This window comes from Methanopyrus kandleri AV19, from assembly GCF_000007185.1.
Taxonomy (GTDB): Archaea; JAADCQ01; Methanopyri; order Methanopyrales; family Methanopyraceae; genus Methanopyrus; species Methanopyrus kandleri.
Map to the genome: position 1 here is coordinate 613667 of NC_003551.1, position 21311 is coordinate 634977.

24 protein-coding genes and 1 pseudogene are annotated in these 21311 nt (G+C 63.2%); 19 read left to right on the plus strand and 6 right to left on the minus strand.

The window, feature by feature from the left end; genetic code table 11:
- Positions 1 to 83 precede the first annotated feature (83 nt).
- From mcrG to mtrH, 9 genes are all read left to right on the plus strand, one after another.
- A complete protein-coding gene (gene mcrG, locus MK_RS03495; protein WP_011019024.1) occupies positions 84 to 857 on the plus strand; it encodes a coenzyme-B sulfoethylthiotransferase subunit gamma in 774 nt (257 codons plus the stop codon).
- A gap of 96 nt (positions 858 to 953) precedes the next feature.
- Positions 954 to 2615, plus strand: coding sequence for a coenzyme-B sulfoethylthiotransferase subunit alpha (gene mcrA / locus MK_RS03500; RefSeq protein WP_011019025.1), 1662 nt, complete (start codon positions 954 to 956; stop codon positions 2613 to 2615).
- Positions 2616 to 2744: 129 nt separating this feature from the next.
- Positions 2745 to 3641: a tetrahydromethanopterin S-methyltransferase subunit E gene (gene mtrE / locus MK_RS03505; RefSeq protein ID WP_011019026.1), complete on the plus strand. Its 897-nt coding sequence runs from the start codon at positions 2745 to 2747 to the stop codon at positions 3639 to 3641.
- Positions 3642 to 3756: 115 nt separating this feature from the next.
- Positions 3757 to 4434, plus strand: coding sequence for a tetrahydromethanopterin S-methyltransferase subunit D (mtrD, locus tag MK_RS03510; protein ID WP_011019027.1), 678 nt, complete (start codon positions 3757 to 3759; stop codon positions 4432 to 4434).
- A gap of 19 nt (positions 4435 to 4453) precedes the next feature.
- Entirely contained in the window at positions 4454 to 5266 is an 813-nt protein-coding gene (mtrC, locus tag MK_RS03515; protein ID WP_011019028.1) for a tetrahydromethanopterin S-methyltransferase subunit MtrC, read from the plus strand.
- Positions 5267 to 5288: 22 nt separating this feature from the next.
- Positions 5289 to 5618, plus strand: coding sequence for a tetrahydromethanopterin S-methyltransferase subunit B (locus MK_RS03520; RefSeq protein WP_226988716.1), 330 nt, complete (start codon positions 5289 to 5291; stop codon positions 5616 to 5618).
- 23 nt (positions 5619 to 5641) lie between these two features.
- Positions 5642 to 6391, plus strand: coding sequence for a tetrahydromethanopterin S-methyltransferase subunit A (mtrA, locus tag MK_RS03525; protein ID WP_148679568.1), 750 nt, complete (start codon positions 5642 to 5644; stop codon positions 6389 to 6391).
- A gap of 13 nt (positions 6392 to 6404) precedes the next feature.
- Positions 6405 to 6629 carry a tetrahydromethanopterin S-methyltransferase subunit MtrG gene (gene mtrG / locus MK_RS03530; RefSeq protein WP_011019031.1) on the plus strand — a complete coding sequence of 75 codons (225 nt, stop codon included), beginning with the start codon at positions 6405 to 6407 and terminating at the stop codon, positions 6627 to 6629.
- Between the two features lie 22 nt (positions 6630 to 6651).
- Complete coding sequence (mtrH, locus tag MK_RS03535; RefSeq protein WP_011019032.1) at positions 6652 to 7620, plus strand: tetrahydromethanopterin S-methyltransferase subunit H; 969 nt, start codon at positions 6652 to 6654, stop codon at positions 7618 to 7620.
- A gap of 21 nt (positions 7621 to 7641) precedes the next feature.
- Here the strand turns inward: mtrH and MK_RS09270 are convergent.
- Positions 7642 to 8895, minus strand: a pseudogene (locus tag MK_RS09270) (cobaltochelatase subunit CobN); the annotation flags it as partial.
- A 45-nt stretch (positions 8896 to 8940) separates the two neighbouring features.
- Between MK_RS09270 and MK_RS03545 the strand changes: the two are divergent.
- The 5 genes from MK_RS03545 (at position 8941) to MK_RS03565 (ending at position 13970) form a co-directional block, all read left to right on the plus strand.
- A complete protein-coding gene (locus tag MK_RS03545) occupies positions 8941 to 10662 on the plus strand; it encodes a cobaltochelatase subunit CobN (protein ID WP_011019034.1) in 1722 nt (573 codons plus the stop codon).
- Positions 10663 to 10697: 35 nt separating this feature from the next.
- The gene (locus MK_RS03550; protein ID WP_011019035.1) at positions 10698 to 12134 is read left to right on the plus strand and encodes a methanogenesis marker 14 protein; all 1437 of its coding nucleotides are present in this window, start codon (positions 10698 to 10700) and stop codon (positions 12132 to 12134) included.
- Positions 12079 to 12681, plus strand: a complete 603-nt coding sequence (locus MK_RS03555; protein ID WP_148679570.1) for a DUF2115 domain-containing protein — start codon at positions 12079 to 12081, stop codon at positions 12679 to 12681. Before MK_RS03550 ends, MK_RS03555 begins: the two co-directional genes overlap by 56 nt.
- Positions 12678 to 13592 (plus strand): methionine synthase, encoded by a 915-nt coding sequence (locus MK_RS03560; RefSeq protein ID WP_011019037.1) that lies wholly within the window; start codon positions 12678 to 12680, stop codon positions 13590 to 13592. The genes MK_RS03555 and MK_RS03560 overlap by 4 nt, the downstream gene beginning before the upstream one ends.
- A gap of 75 nt (positions 13593 to 13667) precedes the next feature.
- On the plus strand, positions 13668 to 13970 hold the full coding sequence (locus MK_RS03565) for a hypothetical protein (protein ID WP_148679572.1): 303 nt from the start codon (positions 13668 to 13670) through the stop codon (positions 13968 to 13970).
- Between the two features lie 143 nt (positions 13971 to 14113).
- Here the strand turns inward: MK_RS03565 and MK_RS03570 are convergent, their stop codons facing one another.
- From MK_RS03570 to spcS, 4 genes are read right to left on the minus strand one after another with little or no spacing between them, the layout of a single operon-like run.
- Positions 14114 to 14647, minus strand: a complete 534-nt coding sequence (locus tag MK_RS03570) for a hypothetical protein (RefSeq protein ID WP_148679573.1) — start codon at positions 14645 to 14647, stop codon at positions 14114 to 14116.
- A 49-nt stretch (positions 14648 to 14696) separates the two neighbouring features.
- A complete protein-coding gene (locus tag MK_RS03575; protein WP_011019040.1) occupies positions 14697 to 15110 on the minus strand; it encodes an EamA family transporter in 414 nt (137 codons plus the stop codon).
- A complete protein-coding gene (locus MK_RS03580) occupies positions 15107 to 15352 on the minus strand; it encodes a hypothetical protein (protein WP_011019041.1) in 246 nt (81 codons plus the stop codon). Before MK_RS03580 ends, MK_RS03575 begins: the two co-directional genes overlap by 4 nt.
- Complete coding sequence (gene spcS, locus MK_RS03585) at positions 15353 to 16648, minus strand: O-phosphoseryl-tRNA(Sec) selenium transferase (protein ID WP_011019042.1); 1296 nt, start codon at positions 16646 to 16648, stop codon at positions 15353 to 15355. It lies immediately after the preceding gene.
- On the opposite strand from spcS, the gene MK_RS03590 reads away from it, so the two are divergent.
- From MK_RS03590 to truD, 5 genes are all read left to right on the plus strand, one after another.
- Positions 16647 to 17024, plus strand: a complete 378-nt coding sequence (locus MK_RS03590) for a hypothetical protein (protein WP_148679574.1) — start codon at positions 16647 to 16649, stop codon at positions 17022 to 17024. The two genes, spcS and MK_RS03590, sit on opposite strands and share 2 nt — an antisense overlap.
- A gap of 3 nt (positions 17025 to 17027) precedes the next feature.
- On the plus strand, positions 17028 to 17951 hold the full coding sequence (locus MK_RS03595; RefSeq protein ID WP_011019043.1) for an RsmB/NOP family class I SAM-dependent RNA methyltransferase: 924 nt from the start codon (positions 17028 to 17030) through the stop codon (positions 17949 to 17951).
- A 73-nt stretch (positions 17952 to 18024) separates the two neighbouring features.
- A complete protein-coding gene (locus MK_RS03600; RefSeq protein ID WP_011019044.1) occupies positions 18025 to 19131 on the plus strand; it encodes a serine/threonine-protein kinase RIO2 in 1107 nt (368 codons plus the stop codon).
- Complete coding sequence (gene larB / locus MK_RS03605; protein WP_148679575.1) at positions 19118 to 19765, plus strand: nickel pincer cofactor biosynthesis protein LarB; 648 nt, start codon at positions 19118 to 19120, stop codon at positions 19763 to 19765. The genes MK_RS03600 and larB overlap by 14 nt, the downstream gene beginning before the upstream one ends.
- Complete coding sequence (gene truD / locus MK_RS03610) at positions 19714 to 21060, plus strand: tRNA pseudouridine(13) synthase TruD (RefSeq protein WP_148679576.1); 1347 nt, start codon at positions 19714 to 19716, stop codon at positions 21058 to 21060. Before larB ends, truD begins: the two co-directional genes overlap by 52 nt.
- On the opposite strand, the gene MK_RS09065 is transcribed toward truD, so the two are convergent.
- On the minus strand, positions 21057 to 21221 hold the full coding sequence (locus MK_RS09065) for a hypothetical protein (RefSeq protein WP_011019047.1): 165 nt from the start codon (positions 21219 to 21221) through the stop codon (positions 21057 to 21059). The genes truD and MK_RS09065 overlap by 4 nt on opposite strands.
- Positions 21222 to 21311 lie beyond the last annotated feature (90 nt).

Genomic DNA, 21311 nt, shown 5'->3' on the forward strand with positions numbered 1-21311 from the left:
TAATCCGGCTTCGGTCGAAATCCCTTTAAAATGACCCGCCCCTCACACTTCAGGGGGCTGACCTTATGGGTCTGAAGGAGGAGATGGCCGAAAAGGCTCAGTTCTACCCAGGTGAGACCGACGTGGCCGAGAACCGTCGCAAGTACATGAACCCGAATTACGAGCTGAAGAAGCTCCGTGAGATCCCAGACGAAGACATCGTCCGGCTGATGGGTCACCGCGAGCCAGGTGAGGAGTACCCGAGCGTGCACCCGCCGCTGGAGGAGATGGAAGAGCCCGAGTGTCCGATCCGCGAGCTCGTCGAGCCGACGGAGGGCGCCAAGGCCGGCGACCGAATCCGCTACATCCAGTTCACGGACTCCGTGTACTTCGCGCCGATCCATCCGTACATCCGCGCCCGTATGTACATGTGGCGATACCGCGGGGTCGACACCGGATCCCTGTCCGGTCGACAGATTATCGAGGTCCGTGAGCGCGACCTCGAGAAGATCGCCAAGGAGCTCCTCGAGACCGAGATCTTCGACCCGGCTAGGTCCGGTGTCCGAGGAGCGACCGTGCACGGACACGCCCTCCGACTGGACGAGAACGGCCTCATGTTCGACGCTCTGCGTCGTTACCGCCTGAACGAGGAGACGGGCGAGGTTGAGTACGTCAAGGACCAGGTCGGTATCGAGCTCGACGAGCCGATCCCCGTAGGTGCGCCGGCCGACGAGGACGACCTGAAGGAGCGCACGACGATCTACCGCATCGACGGTACCCCGTACAGGGAAGACGAAGAACTCCTACAAGTCGTCCAGCGGATCCACGAGCTACGTACCCTAGCCGGTTACCGGCCCGAAGAGGCTGAGGGTAAGTAACTCCCCCTCACACATGCTCATACGAAACAATCTCGGAGTATTTTGGAAACGCTTATAACGCTCTCGACCTATCGCCCCATGGGGGAGAGGATCACGATGTCCTCGGCTGAGGAGAAGCTCTTCATGAAGGCGCTCAAGGAGAAGTTCGAGGAGAGCCCCGAGGAGAAGTACACCAAGTTCTACATCTTCGGTGGTTGGAAGCAGTCCGAGCGTAAGAAGGAGTTCAAGGAGTGGGCTGACAAGATCGTCGAGGAGCGTGGAGTCCCGCACTACAACCCGGACATCGGTGTTCCACTCGGCCAGCGTAAGCTCATGTCCTACCAGGTCTCCGGTACGGACGTGTTCGTCGAGGGTGACGACCTGCACTTCGTGAACAACGCCGCGATGCAGCAGATGTGGGACGACATCCGCCGCACCGTCATCGTCGGAATGGACACCGCCCACCGCGTGCTGGAGCGCCGACTGGGTAAGGAGGTCACCCCGGAGACCATCAACGAGTACATGGAGACCCTGAACCACGCGCTACCGGGTGGTGCGGTCGTCCAGGAGCACATGGTGGAGATCCACCCGGGTCTGACCTGGGACTGTTACGCCAAGATCATTACCGGTGACCTCGAGCTCGCCGACGAGATCGACGACAAGTTCCTGATCGACATCGAGAAGCTGTTCCCGGAGGAGCAGGCCGAGCAGCTGATCAAGGCGATCGGCAACAGGACGTACCAGGTCTGCCGCATGCCGACGATCGTGGGCCACGTCTGTGACGGAGCGACCATGTACCGATGGGCCGCGATGCAGATCGCGATGTCGTTCATCTGCGCGTACAAGATCGCGGCCGGAGAGGCGGCCGTGTCGGACTTCGCGTTCGCGAGCAAGCACGCCGAGGTAATCAACATGGGTGAGATGCTGCCGGCGCGGCGAGCCCGAGGTGAGAACGAGCCCGGTGGCGTCCCGTTCGGCGTACTGGCAGACTGCGTGCAGACGATGAGGAAGTACCCGGACGACCCGGCCAAGGTCGCGCTGGAGGTGATCGCCGCCGGAGCGATGCTCTACGACCAGATCTGGCTAGGATCCTACATGTCAGGAGGTGTCGGTTTCACGCAGTACGCGACGGCCGTGTACACTGATAACATCCTGGACGACTACGTGTACTACGGTCTCGAGTACGTCGAGGACAAGTACGGAATCGCCGAGGCCGAGCCGAGCATGGACGTGGTGAAGGACGTCGCGACCGAGGTCACCCTGTACGGTCTGGAGCAGTACGAGCGGTACCCGGCCGCCATGGAGACGCACTTCGGAGGTTCACAGCGAGCCGCCGTCTGTGCGGCCGCCGCGGGCTGCAGTACCGCCTTCGCGACCGGTCACGCGCAGGCAGGACTCAACGGTTGGTACCTGTCGCAGATCCTGCACAAGGAGGGTCACGGTCGTCTAGGATTCTACGGGTACGCCCTACAGGACCAGTGTGGTGCGGCCAACTCGCTGAGCGTGAGGAGCGACGAGGGACTGCCGCTCGAGCTGCGTGGTCCGAACTACCCGAACTACGCGATGAACGTGGGTCACCTGGGCGAGTACGCGGGTATCGTGCAGGCGGCGCACGCGGCGCGAGGCGACGCGTTCTGTGTGCACCCGGTGATCAAGGTGGCGTTCGCCGACGAGAACCTGGTCTTCGACTTCACGGAGCCGAGGAAGGAGTTCGCAAAGGGCGCGTTGCGAGAGTTCGAGCCCGCGGGCGAGCGAGACCTCATCGTGCCCGCGGAGTAACGCCTCCACGCCCCGCCTTATTTCACAACACTTTTAAACCGAAGTTCGGGAACTTCCGCGAAATCGTTTCAACACCCTTAACGTGAGTTCACTTTCGTAGCTCTCAACTCGAGTTTAGGGGGTACGCCCTTGGTAGGGTTCACCGAGATCGGTTTAGCGGCCGCGATGGGCGCGCTGGCCACCATAGCCGGAGCGTTCGAGGACGCCGAGTCGGACGTAGGATCCCAGTCCAACCCGAACTCGCAGGTCCAGCTGGCGCCGCAAATGATGAACTTCCACAGGTACTTCAACAAGGCGATCTCGGGAGAGCCAGTTTCCTACATGCTGTACGGAGCGATCGCCGGTACGGTAACCTGGGTGATGATGACCAAGTTCGGGCTTCCGTTCCTCGCCGCCGCGGCGGTAGGCGTCGGTGTGAACGCACTAATTCACATGGTGTTCGCGACCACGGCCCACCTGGGTAGAATGGCGAGCGCGGCCGAGTTCGGACACCCGATCTACCTGGACGTCGTACTCTCACACCTCGGGCCGATCGCGGGCTTCGGAGGGATCGCGACCTTCGCGATAGTATCGCTGGCCTACATCCAGTGGGCGCTCCTGAAGCACCCGTTCCCGCTGCCATTGCTGGCCGCACTATGGGGCGTAACGGTCGGCGCGATCGGATCCTCGACGGGAGACGTGCACTACGGTGCTGAGCGTCTGTACCAGCACTACCCGTTCGGCGGCGGTGTTCCGGTAGCCGCTCACGGTAACATCACGCGGAAGGCCGAGACCGGAATCCGGAACTCGATGGACAGCGTCTACTTCTGCGCCAAGTTCGGTAACCCGCTCACGGGCCTGTGTTTCGGTCTGGTGGTGTTCTTCAGCACCTGGGCCGGCCTGTTCGGGCAGTGGGGCGCCGTGATCGCCATGGGCCTGGTCACGCTCGGGTGCCTGATCGTGAGTAACCGTGTGGAGAAGAAGGCCCGCGAGAGCTACGGTACCTACGAGGACGTCGAGATGGACGAGATCTGTGATCCGGTGTAAGGGGGACCCCGCGTTGGGTGAGTCCGCCAAGCTGAACGCCCGAGGGTTCGGGATCGCCCTGTCCCTGATCGCCGTGGCGACGATCCTGGCGACCTTCGGACACTTCTGGACGTCCGTGGACAAGCTGATCGCGGTGCTGGTACTGATCACGCTCGGTAGTATCATGGTGAACGTCGGTGTACACTACGTGCCGGTGGGAGGCGCTCCGGCCGCGATGGCGACGGCGACGGGAGTGGGTACAGGTACCACCCAGCTGGCGGCGGGATCCGGACTGACCGGACTTATCACGGCGGCGGCCATGAGCCAGAAGCCGTTCCTCGTGATCCTGTGGAACGGTGCCCTCGGAGCCGCTACAATGATGGCCATCACCATGCTGGTGGGTAACTTCATCTACGTCTACGGTGTCGGTTGTCCACCGTGCTCCGCTAAGGTCGACAAGGACCCGATCACCGGCTGGGACCAGGAGGCGTACGTCACGCCCGGTACGGAGGGTCACGGAATCCCGACGGTCAGCTTCGTGAGCGGGATCCTCGGAGGACTGCTCGGAGGTTCCGGCGGTGCGATGGTGTACTACGCGCTCTACAAGGTGCTCGGAATGAGCGCGGCGCTGGCCGGGATACTGGCCATGGGCTTCTTCTACGCGAACGCGGTGCTGGCGTCGTACAACATCGGAGGTACGATCGAGGGTTACCACGATCCGAAGTTCACGAGGCTACCGAAGGCGGTAGTATGCTCCCTAGTATTCGGTATAGTAGCGTCCGTGATCGCGTATTACCTCTCGACCCTCATGTAACGGGGGAGTGTGAGGAACCTTGATCCTGCGTACACTCCTGATCTCCGCCGTAGCACCGGGTGGCGAGGAGGAAGAGGTAGAGGTCGCCGTAGCGATCTCGCCCTTGAAACTGATGACGGCCGGCCTGATCTGCGGAATACTCGGTACCGCTTTCGCCTGGGTTCACCCGTTGATCCCGGCGTTGGCAGTGATTCCGGTAGTGGTCTGGGGTGCCGACGCGGTTAGGAGGGTCGCGGGCTACGGACTGGGTACCGGAGTGCCTTCCATCGGTTTCATGGGACTCGGTGGCGGATCCGTCGCCGCGATCCTGGCGGCGGCGCTGTCCGGTAACACCGTGCCCGCATGGGCGGCGGCCATCATCGGAACAGTCATCGGCGCCGTCGTCGGGGCGCTGCTCGGCGTCCTGGACCGCCGCGTGATCAAGATGAAGATCCCGGTGATGGAGCGCTGCAGCACCGAGATCGTGGCGTCCGGAACGCTGGCGCTGATCTGTCTCATGGCAGCCGTCGCCGGCGACTTCACGTGGTCCGCGGTGTACTCCAAGGTGATCGCGACGGGTCTCATCGCCGTCCTCTGGGCGATCTGCGCGATCTCGCTGCTGCACCCGTTCAACGCGTGCCTCGGACCCAGTGAGACGCAGGAGCGGACGCTGTGGCTGGGCGCGGAGTGCGGCTCGCTCTGCACGGTCGTGGCGGGACTAGCGACGGCCAACCCGGTGGTACTACTGGCCGGTGCGGCCGCTTGGCTGATCACCTTCTGGAAGTTCTGGGAGCTGACGAAGCGCGACGCCGCGGACGTAGTGTGGACTGGAATCGTGCCCAAGGGTGAGTAAGGGGTGAACGACCTTGGCGATCGTGCTCATCGACCCGGAGAGCCAGATCGCGATGGACGCCGTGACCGGAGCCGTGGCGGAGTGGAGCGAGGACGTGGTGACGCTGGACGTCATGCCGCTGTACGAGAAGGTCGAGGAGCTCGAGCAGTACGTGAACGACATGATGCGCGCCATGGACCCGTCCACTACGACCTGGGGTACGCTGCCCGGTCGTGAGGGCGTACACGAGACGGCCGGCTTCCTGACCAACTTCGCCCACGGTTTCGTCATAGGTACGATGATAGTGGCGCTCGTAGCCTTCACCCTCGCGGCCGTGTACAAGCTCCACGCCCTGCGCCTTCTCGGCCTCTAATCCCTTCGTAGGGGGTGCTTGAGGTGCCCGAGAAAGCCGAACCGGCCGAGGGCTGGCCCGTGGTCGAGGGAGACTACGTCGTAGGTGATCCCGAGGCTCCCGTCCACGTGGTCACGCTCGGATCCCACATCGAGGAGGACATCCTGAAGGCCGCCGGTGAGGACAAGGTAGCCATCGCCGGCCCCTGTAAGACCGAGAACATCGGAATCGAGAAGGTCATAGCCAACGTCATCGCCAACCCGAACATCAGGTTCGGCGTGCTCTGCGGTGCGGAGGTAACCGGTCACCTCACGGGTCAGTGCTTCAAGGCCATGTACGAGAACGGTGTCGATCCGGACTCCGGAGAGATCATCGGGGCGGAGGGCGCCATCCCGTACCTGGAGAACATCCCGGAAGAGGCCGTTGAGCGCTACCGGGACCAGATCGTGGAGCTCGTCGACCTCATCGACGTCGAGGACGTCGACGAGATCGTCAAGGCGATCGAGGAGTGCGTGGAGAAGGACCCCGGAGCGTACGAGGAAGGTCCGATGACCATCTCCCTCGAGGAGGAAGAAGAGGAGGAACTCGCGGAAGTCGCCGGAATGCCGGTGTCCGCGGAGACCGTGACCGTGGAGTACCGCATTAACGACGTGCGAGTCGGAGTTAAGAGCATCGGCGCCATGCAGAGATACATGGCGGGCTACCTCTCAGGACGCACGATGGGATTGCTGATAGGGATCATCTCAGGTATGATCTTCCTGTTCCTGCCAATGGTCGTCCTGGGTGGCGTCTGAGGGGGCAGTCACGTTGGCGGAAGAGGAGTCCGTTCCCAAGATGGTCGCTCCGGAAGACGACATCCGTGAAATCCACTCACGCTTGGACGAAATCGAGCGTCGCCTGGACTTCGTGTGGGGTGAAGTTTACCAGCGCTTCGGCAAGAGGATCGGTCGAGACATAGGGATCCTTTACGGTCTGGTGATCGGGCTGTACCTGTGTATGCTTTACATCCTGCTGGGAGTAGCGTTCAGGTGACAACCTTGGGGGTGTTGGACCGTTGTTCTACTACCCGGGTAAGGAGCAGAAGGTGTGCGACATCTGCGGTGTGAAGGTCGGTGGCCAGCCCGGTGAGTACCCGACCGTGCTAGCCGGTACCATCTTCTATGCCGGACACAAGATCGTGAAGGACGAGGACAAGGGGATCTTCGACGAGGAGGCCGCCGAGGAGCTCATCAAGATGGAGGAGGAACTCGCCGACGAGACCGGTAACCCGATGATGGCCCACATCATGGGTGAGTCAGAAGAGGCCATCATCCGCTACCTCGACTGGGTAGCCGACGTTACCGACGCACCCATCATCGTGGACTCCACCGAAGCCGAGGTCAAGGTCGCGGCGGTAAAGCACGCTCAGGAGGTCGGCCTCGCCGAGCGGGTGGTCTACAACTCGATCAACGCCTCCGTCGAGGACGAGGAGATCCAGGCCATCAAGGAGTCCGACTGCAACTCGGCGATCGTCCTGGCCTTCAACCCGATGGACGCTTCCGTCGAGGGCCGTATGAAAATCCTCACCGAGGGCGAGGAGGGAGTATCCGAGAAGGGCATGCTGGAGATCTCCGACGAGTGTGGCATCGAGAACCCGCTGATCGACACAGCCTACACGCCGTTCGGCTCCGGTGCGGGTACCGCTTACAAGGTGACGCTCGCGGTGAAGGCCAAGCTGGGCCTGCCGGTGGGCGGTGCGCCCCACAACGTGCCGTCCGCTTGGGACTGGCTACGTGACTTCATGAAGAAGCTCAAGGAGGAAGGCAAGGAAGAGTGGGCCGAGCTAGCCCACGAGTCCTCCGACTGGGGCTCCAACGTAGTGGCGGCGACGCTGTGCTGCGACTACCTGCTGTTCGGTCCGATCGAGAACGCGCCGGCGATCTGGCCGGTCGTCGCCATGGTCGACGCGCTGATCGTCGAGGCCAACGAGGACGTCGGCGTCGAGCCGCAGGTGGAGGAGCACCCGGCCAACATCGTCCGCTAACGCCACAGACCCCGTTTTTTTCGCTTCCAACAGTCTCTCCCGGGCGTACTCGACCGCGTACGGATTCTCGTCCGAGAACCTCGGACCGTACCGCTCCAGAACATCCTCGATTTTCTCGTAACACTCGCTCGGGACGCGACCCGTGGTCGCATCCCAGCCGAACAGATTTTCCACGCGCTTAAGCCACTCGCCCACGCCCTTGGCCCCGTGCTCCAGCATGGCCTCGATCCACTCGTCGTTCGCCAGCTTCTGCTCCACGAGCCGCACCAGCTCCTCCTCGATGGGTCTCGTGATCACCCTATGCGGGTCCGTCGTGTCGTGGTGGTAGCACTCCACACGCTCGCCCGAGTGGTGCTCGGCGGCCGCCACCATCCCCCCGTGGAACGCGAAATGGCAGCAGCAGCTCAGCACATCCCACTCGTGCGAGGACTGGTTGACGGAGACGGCCCTCACGGTCGAGAGCGCCCGTCGGAACTCGGAGAAGGCCTCCTCACCGTACACGTCACTGCCGTAGGCGTACCCACCCCACCGCACGTACACGTCCGCGAGATCGGATCTGTCGTCCCATGCGGAGGCGTGTACGGCGTAGTTCACCCCGGCCCCGTACGCTCCCGGTGGATCCCCGAAGATGCGATGGTCGAGGGCGTGCTTCCTGACGAAGTTCCACCCTTCCGGTTCGTCCAACTCCCTCACGGCCTCGAATACCTCGTCGAGGAACTTCACCAGGTTCGGGAACGCATCACGAAACATTCCGCTTATCCTCACCACCACGTCGATCCGGGGCCGTTCCAGCTCCTCCAACGGCACTACCTCGAAGCCGCTCACGATACCGGATTCGTCCCACTCGGGTCTCACGCCCAGGAGCCACATCACCTGGGATAGAACCTCTCCGCCGGTTCGCATCACGTCCGACGCCCACAGCACGATACCGACGGACTCCGGGTAGCGTCCGTGCTCCTCCAGGTACCTCTCGATGGTGTTCTCGGCCAACTTCTTCCCGACCTTCCATGCCCTGCGGGTCGGGACCTTCCGCGGGTCTACGGAGTAGAAGTTCTTCCCCGTGGGAAGGACGTCGACGTCCCCACGGGTCGGGTTACCGGCCGGTCCAGGCTCGACGTAGCATCCGTCCAGGGCCTCCAGCGTACGGTCGATCTCCCGTTCGCACGCGAGTAACCGACTCAACACACTCCGCACGAACTCCTTCGCCTCGTCGGGGACGTGTTTCCGGAGCTCCTCTTCGAGCTCCAACCTCGGCACCCCGGGCGTTGGTAGCACGAAAGCGATTCAAGGTAATACAGAATAAGTGTTCGGGGATCACCGTTGCGAGTCCTGTGCGTATGCTCCGGCACGATGTTGAAAGCCGCCCGAGACGTCGCGGAGCGGTTCTCCGAGCTGAAAATCGACGTAGCTTACCAGGACGATCCGATCGACCCGAATCGGTACGACCTCATCGTGCTACTGAAGGTAACGAACGTGAACCTTCCGACGGATCACGACGCCGAGGTCGTCGCCGTGCCCCTCGACGGTTCCACCGGGATACAGCATCTGAACACTGCCCCGTCGAGCGTCGTCGAGCGGGCCGCGGAGTACCTGGAGAAGGGCGGGAAGGAAAACCTCGAGAATGAGCGCGGGTTCGAGTCGTTCGAGAAGCTCGGTGTACCCGTCCTGAACGCCGTGGTGTCGTGGTACACCGACCGGGACGGGTGGCGGGAGTCCGAGGGAGGGCTCTCACCGGCCGACGTGGCGTACGGAATATCCCTGGCGGAGCTCCAGGGTAGGATCGATCCGGTGCTGGTCGGGACCAAGCGCGATCGTGGAGAGTTCGAGCCCTTACCCGAGCGGTGCCGGCTCGCCGCACGACGTGCCATCCGGTGGGCTCGACTCAGGCGCAAGGACCCCGCCGAGCGTCGCGTCGCCGTGGTGCTCAACAACGGGATATGCTCCGGAGGGGAGGCGAGGATCGGTGCTGCTATGGGACTGGACACGTTCGAGAGTCTCGCTCGACTGCTGCAGCACATGGCCGAGGAGGGGTACCGGCTCGACTGGGTACCCAGGGACGGTCGGGAGCTGGAGCGCGAGTTCTTCCGGAGGAAGGCCTTCGACGAGTTCAAGCGCACGCGCGTGGAGGATATCGTCGCGTCCGGTGGGGCCGTGGACCTCGTTCCCCTCGATAGGTACCTCGAGTGGTTCGAGGAGCTCCCGGAGGAGCTCCAGGAGCGTATGGTCGAGACCTGGGGTGAACCTCCGGGCGACTCCATGGTGCTCGACGACCACCTAGTCATCGCCGGGATCCGAACGGGGAACGTGTTCCTGACCGTTCAGCCGAAGCGCGGCTGCGCCGGTACCGAGTGCAACGGGGACGTCTGCAAGATCCTTCACGATCCACACTGCCCGCCGACGCACCATTACTACGCGTTCTACCGGTGGATCAGGGACGAGTTCCGGGCCGACGTGTTACTCCACGCCGGCACCCACGGGACCCTCGAGTGGTTGCCGGGGAAGTCCGTGGGACTGTCCCGAGAGTGTTGGCCCGAGGTGTGCTTGGGCGACCTGCCGGTAGTGTACTGGTACATCGTGAGCAATCCCTCGGAGGGAGTCCAGGCCAAACGCCGCGGGTACTCGACGCTAGTGGATCACTGCCCGCCCCCGATGGGGACTACCGAGGCCGGCCTAGAGGAGCTCGAGGAGCGGCTCGAAGAGGCGCTGCGCGACCCGGATCGCGAGGACCGGCGGCTCTTCGAGGAATGGGAGGTCCGCTCGGGGGCCTTCATCGAAAAGGGCTTACACGTGATCGGCGAACCCGCGTACGACCCGGAGCGTCTCTCGGAGTTCCTGTTCGCTCTCTGTAGGAACCGACTCCGAGAGCTGATCGCGGAGTCGGCTGGGCTGGATCTGGAGGAGCTGACCGAGCGTCCCGAGGCGGAGAACGACCTGTTCGGCGCCACGAACGCCGAGGTGCTGAGAGCCCTCGATGCGGTGATCCGAGGACTGTGTGAGGAGACCGTCTCGGAGGCACACCACGGACCCGACCGAAAAGGATAACCTCCCCGGATCTCGGGACCCGCACGGGCTAACCTATGGGATTATTCTCCAAGCTCTTCCGTCGCGGACCGAAGCCTCAAATCGCGGAGAGCGAGCGGGTCACGGGCCCCCTAGCCGTCAGCCGGGACTACTACATCGTGGCCTCCGTCGAGCTGGGTAACACGACCACTAAATGCATCCTCACAGCTACCGACCTGAAGGAAGGCGTCACGTACCTTATTCACAAGGAGGTACGAATGACCAGGGACGTGCGCCCACCGCGGTCCGGAGAGGAGGTGTTCGGAAAGACCGTGTGGGGTGTCGAGCTCACGCGGGATTCCGTGGCCGAGATGGTGGCGGACACGCTCAAGTCGGCCGTCAAGAACGCCAACATCAAGATCGACGACGTCCACTTCGTCGTGCGCTCCACCGGTGTGACCGCCGGGTTCGCGTCCCCGGAAGAAGTCGGCGAGATGATCAAGGCGCTCGCGGACGGATGCCTGAAGGCCGGAGTGCCTCCCAATAGGATGACGGCGGCTATGAGCAAAGAGCAGATCCCGGAGCCCTTCAGGGAGCACTCCCTCATCGACAAGGTGTATTTCGACGGTGCCGTCACCGGCGTGAAGCCGCCGGCCGGGAAGGAGGTCGTGGCCAACGAGATGGAAGGAGAGCTGGTGATGGCCGGCATCAAGGTCGGCGCCAAGTCCACGAAGGTGGACTTCCGTAACCCCTGCATGGCCATAGACTACGGGACCACCCTCGCGGGCAGGATCACCAACGACGAGCTCCCCTACGCGGATACGATCGGGAACCTTTGCGGTCTCGCCGGTGCGATCATGGACGCGATCGCCAGGGGATGCGGGGAGATCGACGAGGAGATCGGCTGCGCCTTGGACCTACCCTCCGACGTCGAGCCCGACGTAGGGGAGAAGGCCCGCGAGCTGGCGGAGGAGGCGCACGAGTACATCGACATCCGTGAGATACCCGCTAACCGAGAGCGCTTCGGTACGGTTCCGGTGAATCCCAAGGCCGCGAAGAAGGCGGGTCTCAAGCTCCTCGGCTGCGACGTCGGTGAGAACGGCAGTGATCTATCCCGACTCACCGAGATCGGCCGTGAGGCGTACGAAGAGGGAGGTTACGAGCTACTCTTCGGAGTCCTGGACTGGACCGCGACGCTGATCGCCAAACGTCTGATCGAGACGGCCCTCGACCTGGATCTGATCGACGAGAACACCGCGATCGGGATCACCGGACGTGCCGGCACGACGGGCAAGAAGCCGGAGCTGATCTGTCGGATGATCGCGGAAGAGTTCGGAGACTACTGGGACCCGGAGGAAGACCTCGTCTTCGTCGACGACGGACTCGCCCGAGGCGCCGCTACGATGGCCCGATGCATGAACTGCCTCGGGACCCCGGAGAACCCGCTGGGAGGGAACCGTGGCGGGGGTTGTATCCTCGGTCTCAGGATCAAACACCAACAGGAGGGTTCCTGACGTACCGCCCTCCGGCTTCCAGGAAGTACTCGAGAGCCTGGAGTCGGTGGAAACGTGTCGAGACCTCGCCTACTTATGCCGCGAGGTCGCCCGCCGTGCCGATCCCAGGGTCCTAGCCTTGCTCCGCAGGGACGCGTGGCGGCAGGCCCGGTTCGTCCACCCCAGGAGCTACCGTGAGAAGATCCTACGTTCCCTGTTCTTCGCACTGACCGCGAGGATCAACCAGATGCGGCGACTGGACCCCGAGGAATACCCGGAGGACCCCATCGAGGGTTACGATAGGTTCTTGGAGATCGTACGCGAGTACGCCGAGGACCCGGACTACGACTCCCCACTACTCCTCCTGTACGAGTCCCTCTCGGCCGCCTACGCCATCTTCCTACGCGGTGAGCCGGTTCACCCGCCCGGTACGGAGTTCCCCGGAGTAGGGAAGGTCCGTCGGACGGACGACTGTTACTACTGCCCGATCAAGGAGCGACGTGAGGATCAGCCGGGGTCGTTCTGCACCTTATGTCCGGCGGAACAGGATCCGGAGGTGGTATCGTGAGGCCTGTGGTGACGGTCGTGGGCAGTCACCCGGTCGGTCACGAGCCCACGCTCAAGGATCGCCTCCTCGAGAAACTCAGGAGGAGGTCCGCCTACGCTCCCGCCATACATGAGGCCGTCCGCGACCAGACGGAGGCGGGTGTGGAGCTGGTCTCCGACGGCCAGGTTCGGGGGGACATGATCGAGATCTTCGCCTCTCACATCCCCGGGATGACCGTCGAGGACGGCCCCGCGGTGATAGGTCGGGTGGAGCCCCCCAGGTTCTCGCCCCTAGTGCTCGATTACCGCGAGGCTACTCGGGTCGCGGGGGAGGTCGAAGTCAAGGCGATCCTCACCGGCCCGGTCACGCTGTGTTATTCCCTCGAGGTGCGCACGGATCTTTACCCCTCCAACGACCATTCCAGCCTCTTGAAGGACGTGGCGCGAGCCCTGTCGGCGGAGGCCCGGCTACTCCGGCGCGAAGGGGCGAGCGTACTGCAGGTGGACGAGCCGATACTGTCGGCCGGTGTGACCTCCGTTAAGAAGGTGGCTCGATACGTGAACACCGTCCTGAAGGCGTTCAAGGGCGGTACCAGGGTCCTACACGTCTGCGGAGACGTCACCGAGGTGTACCTCGATCTGGAGGAGAACATCGACGCCGACGTGTTCGACCACGAGTTCGCCGGTCACCCGGAGAACCTCGAGGTCGTCGCCGAAGGAGATAGCCCGATCGGCGTCGGAGTGGTGCGCTCCGATACCGACCGCGTCGAGAGTTTGGACGAGGTGGTAGGACTGCTGGAGAAGGCGCGGGAGGCGATGGGAGACCGTATCGAGTTCGTGGACCCCGACTGCGGTCTCCGGAAGCTACCCCGTGAGATCGCCAAGAAGAAGCTCGAGGTGGTCCGGAAGGCCAGGGACCGCGTGTTTCGTTAAGTCTTGTGAGGCTACGGCGACGAAAGACAATATTAATAATATTCGACCTTATGATGGTAATACGAGGTGCTAACGGTGACGGACATTGTTGAGAAAATAGCCGAAATCCTGGAGCGTGGTGACGGTAGGTATCTGATCATGGGGATGGTCCAGGCTCACGGGTTAGGTCTGCGCTCCCTGGCCGACTCGGTAGACGTCCCGGTCGAGGTGCTGGCCACGATCGAGATCGAGGGGTTCGGGAAGGTCCCCCACAAATCGCTCGTCCGCAAGCTCGCGGAGTGGATCGAAGAAAGGGATCTGGACCCGGAGGATCTCGTCAAGGCCGGTTGGGCCCGCTTCGAGCTCGAGTACTTCGAGCCGGAGCTCTGGAGAAGATAGAAGACGACGAACTCCGAGCGGAAATCGAGCGTAAATCCCCCACGGAACTGGATCTGATCACCCTCCTTCGGGTCGCAGAAGCCCTTTCGTAACCCCCTCAGACCGTATGCCCCTCTTCACACTCTCCGCCACTTTACGGTTCCTCATCGGGGGATTAAGGTAATCATCAGCACGTACGTGAGTAATGTCCCGCCCGCGACACCCACCGCCACTTGATAACCCGTGTGGGCGTTCAACTTCAGCCTCGCCCAACAGACGACCGCCGTCACGATCGACCAGGGTATCCCCGCCCACCATTCCCCCAACCACGCGATCGCGCCCATGACGGTGCCCATCGAGGCCGCGTGAATGCTGATTTTCCAGAACCTGGTCACTCCGGCCACCGCCATCGCGGCTATCGCGTAAGTTAACATCAGGCAAACCATGGGGCGCGTGACTCCTACCTTGCACATCACTAGGGCGCCGATGGCGTGGTAGATAGCACCGACCGTCAGGAGTGGTAGCCGGTCCCGTCTCTTGGAGACGAACACATCGGTGCCCTTCACCCGGATGTAAACTGCTGCCGTGAGTATCACTAACAGTACTCCGAAGAACAGCCCCAGCGCTGTACCCACCACGTCCCCGTACTTCTTGCCTACGAGGATGACGGTGGCCGCCTCGGCGGTCGACGGGTTCACGACCAGAGAGACCGCCTTGGCGACCCGCTCGATCGCGCCAACACCCCCGTCACTCCCTGCTGACCAGGACCGCTCCTATCACTATCAGTATGCACCCGACCACCGTCTCGACGCTAGGCCGCTCCCTCAGGGCCAGGATGGAAAACAGTGTCGCGAACAGCGGATACGTGCTCGACAACGGCACGATCCTGGAGGCCTGCCCAGAGCTGAGGGCTAGGTAGTAAAGGTACAGCCCCAACCCTCCGGCCAGTATCCCGCCGACGATCATGTAGCCGACGTATTTCAGGCCACCCACCTGCGACCTACCGACGGCCAGACACACCACCGCGAGGAACGCCACCGCCGCCAGGCTCCGGATCAGGGTGGCCGTCATGGGGTCCATTCCACGTAGCCCGACTTTCTCGATCACCGGCGCTAGGCCCCACAGTAACGCCGCCAACAGTGCGTACGTCTCCGCCTTCATCCCACGAACTCCACCCTTTTCACCCGTAGTACCTTCAGCCGCTCGGTCGGGACACCTTCCTCGGGCTCCTCGTAACCCGCCAGCACCTCGACCTCTTCGTGCGGCTCCAGCTCTCGACGCTCCTCGAGCACGAGGTCGCCTTCCCGGATCAGCATGGCGAGCTTCCGCTTCACATTCGCGCTCCCTATTCTGATCTCCAGCTCCTCACGCTCCCCCTCCAGCCTGACTCGGTTGAACTGCAATCACTCACCCTCCAACTCCCGCTCGAGCCTTTCGACGGCCGTTTTGACGTCCTCCTCTCGGACACCGATGGCAGCGTTGATGGTGATGTAGTTCGAATGGTACCCCCGGAGCCGGCTGGTTCCGAACGGATCGTCCGCACGAACACCCCTCGGTCCCGTGACCCTCCTCACGTACAGCCTGGCCGCGAGGTCCACGGGGTCGTGCCCTTCCACGGCGACCGCCGAGGCTATCGGGTTATCCACGTCGAGCACGCGGACGTCGTCTCGACGGGCCTCGAGATCCTCCAACAGCTCGTCCAAAAGCGCTTTGCACTCCTTCTGCCTCCGCATCAGGCGCCGGTATCCCTTCATCCCCAAGGAGAGCAGCGAGATTAACGCGTGGGCCACCGGTGCCGCGCTGGCGCGACCAGGATAAGCCCTGGAAACCTCCCGGAGCGTCTCCTCGTCCGGCGCGTACACGATCCCTCCACCCACGGGTGTTAGGAGGTTCTTGTCCGTCGAGCTTACGACCACGTCCACGCGCCCTCGCTTGATCGCTCGGTTCAGTAGATCTCGGTACTGCTCGTGCTGGATCCCGTAGGCGGCGTTCACGACGTGAGGGACCCCGTACTCCTCGCAGAGTTCGGCGATCTCGGGCAGCGGATCGCTGCTTCGCGGTGGGAAGAACGTCAGCGTGCTCAGCACGGCAGCCGGGGACTCCGAGCGCTCCAAGGCCTCCTCCACATCCCCTGGGTCCACCACGATCCTGTCACCCTCGATCTCCGTGTCCACCACCCTCATCCCGAAGCCGGCCAGTCGCACGGCTTTAATCGGACTCTTGTGGGCGGCGTACGGATAGATCACCTCCTCGCCTTCACCCAACGCCGACAGGCACAGCGCTATCGACAGTCCCGTAGCACCGGGTACCACGAAGGCACCTTCGATCCGGAACCCGAGCCTCCGGAGGAAGTCCGTGACCAGCCTGTTCGTTAACGCGTACATTATCGAGGCGCCCGGAGCCTTCGGCTGTGGATCCACGAGCGTCCCGCTCCTACCCACACCGTGGCAGAACCCGAACACGGACTCCTCCGCAAGCCTTGAGGCTACCCGGGCTTCCCTCTCCCCGATACGTGCCGCCTTGGGGTCCTTGTCGGTGTCCATCCTCGACAGCTCCCACAGGAACGTCGCGATGACGTCGTCCGGCCAGCCCTCCTCCGGCATCCTACGCTCGCTGAGGAGTCGTTCCACGGGTTCCCTGTAGGAGTCGAGCACGGTACGCCCACGCTCCAGCATGTGGTCGGGGATGAGTCCCCGCATGTCCTCCGGGTCCAGCAAGGTCGACACCCCGGTCGTCGAGCTACGTGGGAAGTCGAGAGCCGTCTCCCGTGAGGTACTCCTGGCGCTCGAGGAGCTCGAGGAGCTGAACGTTAAAGTCGTGAGCGCTGGGGTCGACCTCGGCGAGGAGGACCGGCCCACGTTCTACGCGGCTCGATTCCTGGACCTTCCCGAGCTCGAGGTCGACCGGAGAACGGCCGTCCGGTTGCTCCAGGGGGAGGAAATCCCGGTGGACGCGAGGCCGGGCCATTACCGGGTGATCGTCGGGAACGTGGTCCTGGGTGTGGGGAAAGTCGGTCGTGACGGGAAACTCCGATGCCGTGCACCGAGGAAGTACGCGAGACTCAGGTTGTGGTGAGCGATGAGGTACGTGGAAGAGTTCCGTGAGCGTTTGGAGCGGATCTTCGGTGACCGTGCCGAGGACGTGTACCGGTACCTGTTGGAGGGTCGTCCACCCACTTACGTCCGGGTGAACACGCTGAAGGCGGACGTCGAGGAGGTTGTGGAGAACCTCGAAACGGCGGGAGTCGAGCTCGCCGAAACCCCACTATCGTACGCCTTCCGTGTCCTCAGTAGTCCCGGGCCGCTGGGTTCCTCGCTGGAACACGTGGCCGGTTACCTTTACCTTCAGGACCTGGCTTCGATGGTCCCCCCGGAGCTCCTTGACCCGGAACCTCCGGGTCCCGTGATAGACCTGTGCGCGGCCCCCGGGAGCAAAACCACGCAGTTAGCACAGCTGCTCGGCGGCGAGGGCGTCGTACTGGCCGTCGACGCCGACCCTCGGCGCGTCCGGGCTCTGGTTCACAACGTGAACAGGCTGGGATGTGTCAACGTGATCGTGGCACACGCCGACGCGGCACGTCTGCGTATCAGCGCCCCTTTCCTCCTGCTGGATCCCCCGTGCTCGGGTGAGGGCACCCTGCACCGAGATCCACACGCCCTACGTACCTGGACTCCGAAGAAACCCGGGAGGTTCGCCCGGACGCAGCTGCGCCTCCTGAGGGCCGCCCTGAGGATGCTGCCGCCGGGCGGCCGTCTGGTGTACTCGACCTGTACGTTCTCCGTCGAAGAGAACGAGCTGGTGATCCACGAGGCTCTAGGGAACGACGACAGGTACCGGATAGTCCCGTCCGTCCCACGGTGGCTCGAACCTCACACCGTCCCCGGGCTAACCGAGTGGGAAGGGAGGGAGCTCCGGGAGGACCTGAGGCACGCCTTCAGGATCGATCCGGCCAGCCTAGAATCCGACGGTTTTTTCGTCGCGGTAATCGAGCGTCGCCACTGACAATTTAGTGTACGACCGTCACCCTCCGAGTGGGACTTAATCACGTCCACCTCCACTCTCTGCGGGTGATCACGTGGCAGGAGACAACGAAGCGACCGAAGTCGACAAGCGCGATATCGCCCTACTCCGCGCCTTAGAGGGCCTGAGCAGGGCCTTCGAGTGGGTTCCCGAGGACAAGCTGCTGGAACGGTTGCCGATGGATTACTCGGAGCTGGCAACCCGGCTGGAGAAGCTGGATTCCCTGGGGCTGATCGATTACCGGTACATACCGACGTACCAGACCTACGCCGCCAGGATGAAGGAGCGGGCCTACGACACCCTCGCTCTGTGGGACATGAAGAAGCACGACGTCTACGAGCGGCTCGGAACGATCATAGGCGAGGGCAAAGAGGCGACGATCGTGAACGCGAAGGACCCTGAGGACGAGTGGGTGGCCATCAAACTGCACAGGTACCACGCCCCGGAATTCAGGAGGATCAAGAAGACGCTCGCGTACGCCGCCGTGAAGGTTCGCGGGGAAGAACTTCGGGTGGACGACCACCGCATCGACGTACCGCGCGCCAAGGCCCAGGTCGAGATGAAGGTGCTCCAGCGCCTCCACTCCAAGGGGTTCCCCGTACCGGGGCCCCGAGCCATCAACCGTCACGCGGTCGCCATGGACATGATCGAGGGGCACGCCCCGGGTATACCGGCCCCACTGCTCGCCAAGATCAAGGTTAAGAACCCCGAAGAGGCCCTCGAGGTTATCCTGGAGGACTACCGGGAGATCGTCCTGGAGGGCCACTATGTCCACGGCGACTTCAGCGAGCACAACATCCTGGTTACACCTGACGGCGAACTGTACTACGTCGACTGGCCTCAGGCCGTGCCGATCGAGCACCCTTCCGCACCGAAGCTCTGCTACCGCGACCTCAAGAACGTAATCGAGCATTTCAGGCGTAAGTACAGGATCCGCGTCCCCGACCCGAAGGAAGTGTACGACGAGATAGCGGACGACCTCCAGTCGCTGATGGAGGAGAAGAAGGAGGAGTACGAACGGCACAAGAAAGCCGCCGAGAGAACCCTCGAGAGGTTCGAGGAGAGCGTCGAGCGGGTGGAAGGTAAGCGTGAAGGTCGTAAGGCCGGACCGACGGAGGACGAGGAGGACAGGGTTCCCGGAGGTGGTGATGGCGGAGGGTAAAACCCCCGAGCAGGTCTCGGAGGCCCTGGAGGCGCTCCTACGGAGCGAGGGGATCGCGATAGCGTCCCGCGTCGATCCGGAGCTCCTCGACGACCTGGAGATACCGGAGGACGCCGACGTGGAGTACGACGAGGCCGGTCGCGTCCTCGTGCTCAAGGATCCGGAGTACGAACCCCCATATCGGGGCGGACGAGTAGGGGCCGTCGCGGCGGGGACCTCCGACCTGCCCTACCTCTCCGAATGTGCCACCGTGCTGGAGGCGTTGGGGATCGAGGTGCACACGGAGATCGACGTGGGAGTGGCCGGTCCTCACCGACTCCTGGCCGCGGTTCGGAGGTTGCGGAAGTTCAGACCGCACGCGGTCGTGGCGGCGGCCGGGATGGACGGAACGATGCCGGTCGCCCTCAACGCGATGTTGGACGTTCCCGTCATCGGCTTACCCACCCCGGTCGGTTACGGGCTCGGGGGCTCCGGAGAAGCGGCGCTGCTCGGTATGCTACAATCCTGCTCTCCCGGACTCGTCGTCGTGAATGTCGCCAACGGAATCGGTGCGGCGGCCGCTGCGGTTAAAATCGTCAGGGTGTGTCTGGAGGGGGAGAAACCATCGAAGAAACCCAGAAACTCACGACGCTGAGGGACGTGGAGGAGTACGTCGGAATACGGGAGCGGGTGATCGATCGAGGTGTCGGAGGGTCGTGCAGGGACAGGGTGGAGGACTTCCTGGTCATGGAAAAGCCCTCGAGGAACACCTACATTCCCCTGACCATCGTCGGTGAGTGTCCCGAGTGCCGCGAGTACCACCGAGGGCGGGAGTGTCCCGAGTGCGGGCAGGATCTACGCCGACCGCGGCTTCGACCTCAGTTCGGGGGTCGCGGTCCACATACGCTGTTCTACCTGGAGAAGTACGACTGGGACACCATGAAGGCCGTACGTAGGATCGCACAGGCCTTGAGGAAGCACCACCGTCACTTCGGAATCGCCGGCATGAAGGACAAGCGGGCCGTCACCTCCCAGCGGGTAACCGTGCGGGGGGTACCTCCCGGAGTCCTGGCCCGGCTCAGGATCCGCGACCTCAAGATCGTACCGATGGGCCGTGCTCGACGCAAGCTACGTCCCGGAGACCTGTGGGGAAACAGGTTCGTTATCACCGTGCGTGGCGCGAAGGTACGTCGACTCCCCGAAGCCCTGAGGACGGTTCGGGAGCTCGGAGGCGTGCCCAACTACTACGGTCTCCAGCGGTTCGGCAGCCGACGCCCCGTCACCCACGTCGTCGGAAAGTACGTGGTACTCGAGGACTGGGAGAAAGCCGTCAAGACCTTCCTGACCCTCGAATACCCCCGCGAGTCACCTGAAGCCCTCGAGGCTCGACGGTGGTTGAAGGAACACTGGGGGGAGTTCAAGGAAGCACTACGGAGGTTCCCCAAGTTCCTCGACTACGAGCGTCACATCCTCGAGCACTTGGCCCGACATCCGCATGACTATATCAACGCCTTCCGTCGCCTACCGATGTGGATACGTAGAATGTTCGTGCACGCTTACCAGTCGTACCTGTTCAACCGCATCCTCTCGGAGAGGATCGCCCGGGGTCTCCCGGTCCACCGGCCCGTCGAGGGGGACGTGACCCAGGACGGCCTGCCCACCGTCCCCCTCCCCGGGTTCCGCACGGAGCTCAGCGACGGCCCACAGGGCGAAATAGAGCGTGAGGTGTTGGAGGAGGAGGGCGTGAGGCTGGAGGATTTCGAAATAAAGAGCATGCCGGAGCTCTCGGCCGGCGGAGACCGGAAGCCGGCGTTGCTCCGAGTGTACGGGCTGCGTGCCGAGGCGATCGGTGACGATACCGTACGGTTCACGTTCTCGCTGCCTCGTGGCGGTTACGCGACCACCGTCCTGCGGGAGCTCTTAGGGTCGGAGGGAGTGTACGCCGACTAGTACTCGTAGAAGGCGGCGCTACCGCACTCCTCGCACAGCCCCGCGAACCGCAGCTTTCCACGCTCTCGCTTGGCCCTCTTGTACTCCTCCTTCGTGCAGTTCGGACAGACCACCGCGGGGTCGTTGGGCGACACGATCGGTACGTGAGAGCTCTTCACCATCCGGTATCACCCCCTACGTCGCCGTACCGGCCCACAACGCCGTAGGTAAGGTAAAAAGAAAACCGCCGCGGCTCGTGGTGGGGCGGCGCG

Coding starts and splice junctions, on each gene's coding strand:
- mcrA (WP_011019025.1), top strand. CDS start 954: ATGTCCTCGGCTGAGGAGAAGCTCTTCATGAAGGCGCTCAAGGAGAAG.
- larB (WP_148679575.1), top strand. CDS start 19,118: ATGGCGGAGGGTAAAACCCCCGAGCAGGTCTCGGAGGCCCTGGAGGCG.
- spcS (WP_011019042.1), bottom strand. CDS start 16,648: ATGCGGGGACTCATCCCCGACCACATGCTGGAGCGTGGGCGTACCGTG.
- mcrG (WP_011019024.1), top strand. CDS start 84: ATGGCCGAAAAGGCTCAGTTCTACCCAGGTGAGACCGACGTGGCCGAG.
- MK_RS03595 (WP_011019043.1), top strand. CDS start 17,028: ATGAGGTACGTGGAAGAGTTCCGTGAGCGTTTGGAGCGGATCTTCGGT.
- MK_RS03575 (WP_011019040.1), bottom strand. CDS start 15,110: ATGAAGGCGGAGACGTACGCACTGTTGGCGGCGTTACTGTGGGGCCTA.
- MK_RS03550 (WP_011019035.1), top strand. CDS start 10,698: ATGGGATTATTCTCCAAGCTCTTCCGTCGCGGACCGAAGCCTCAAATC.
- MK_RS03590 (WP_148679574.1), top strand. CDS start 16,647: ATGTCCTCCGGGTCCAGCAAGGTCGACACCCCGGTCGTCGAGCTACGT.
- MK_RS09065 (WP_011019047.1), bottom strand. CDS start 21,221: ATGGTGAAGAGCTCTCACGTACCGATCGTGTCGCCCAACGACCCCGCG.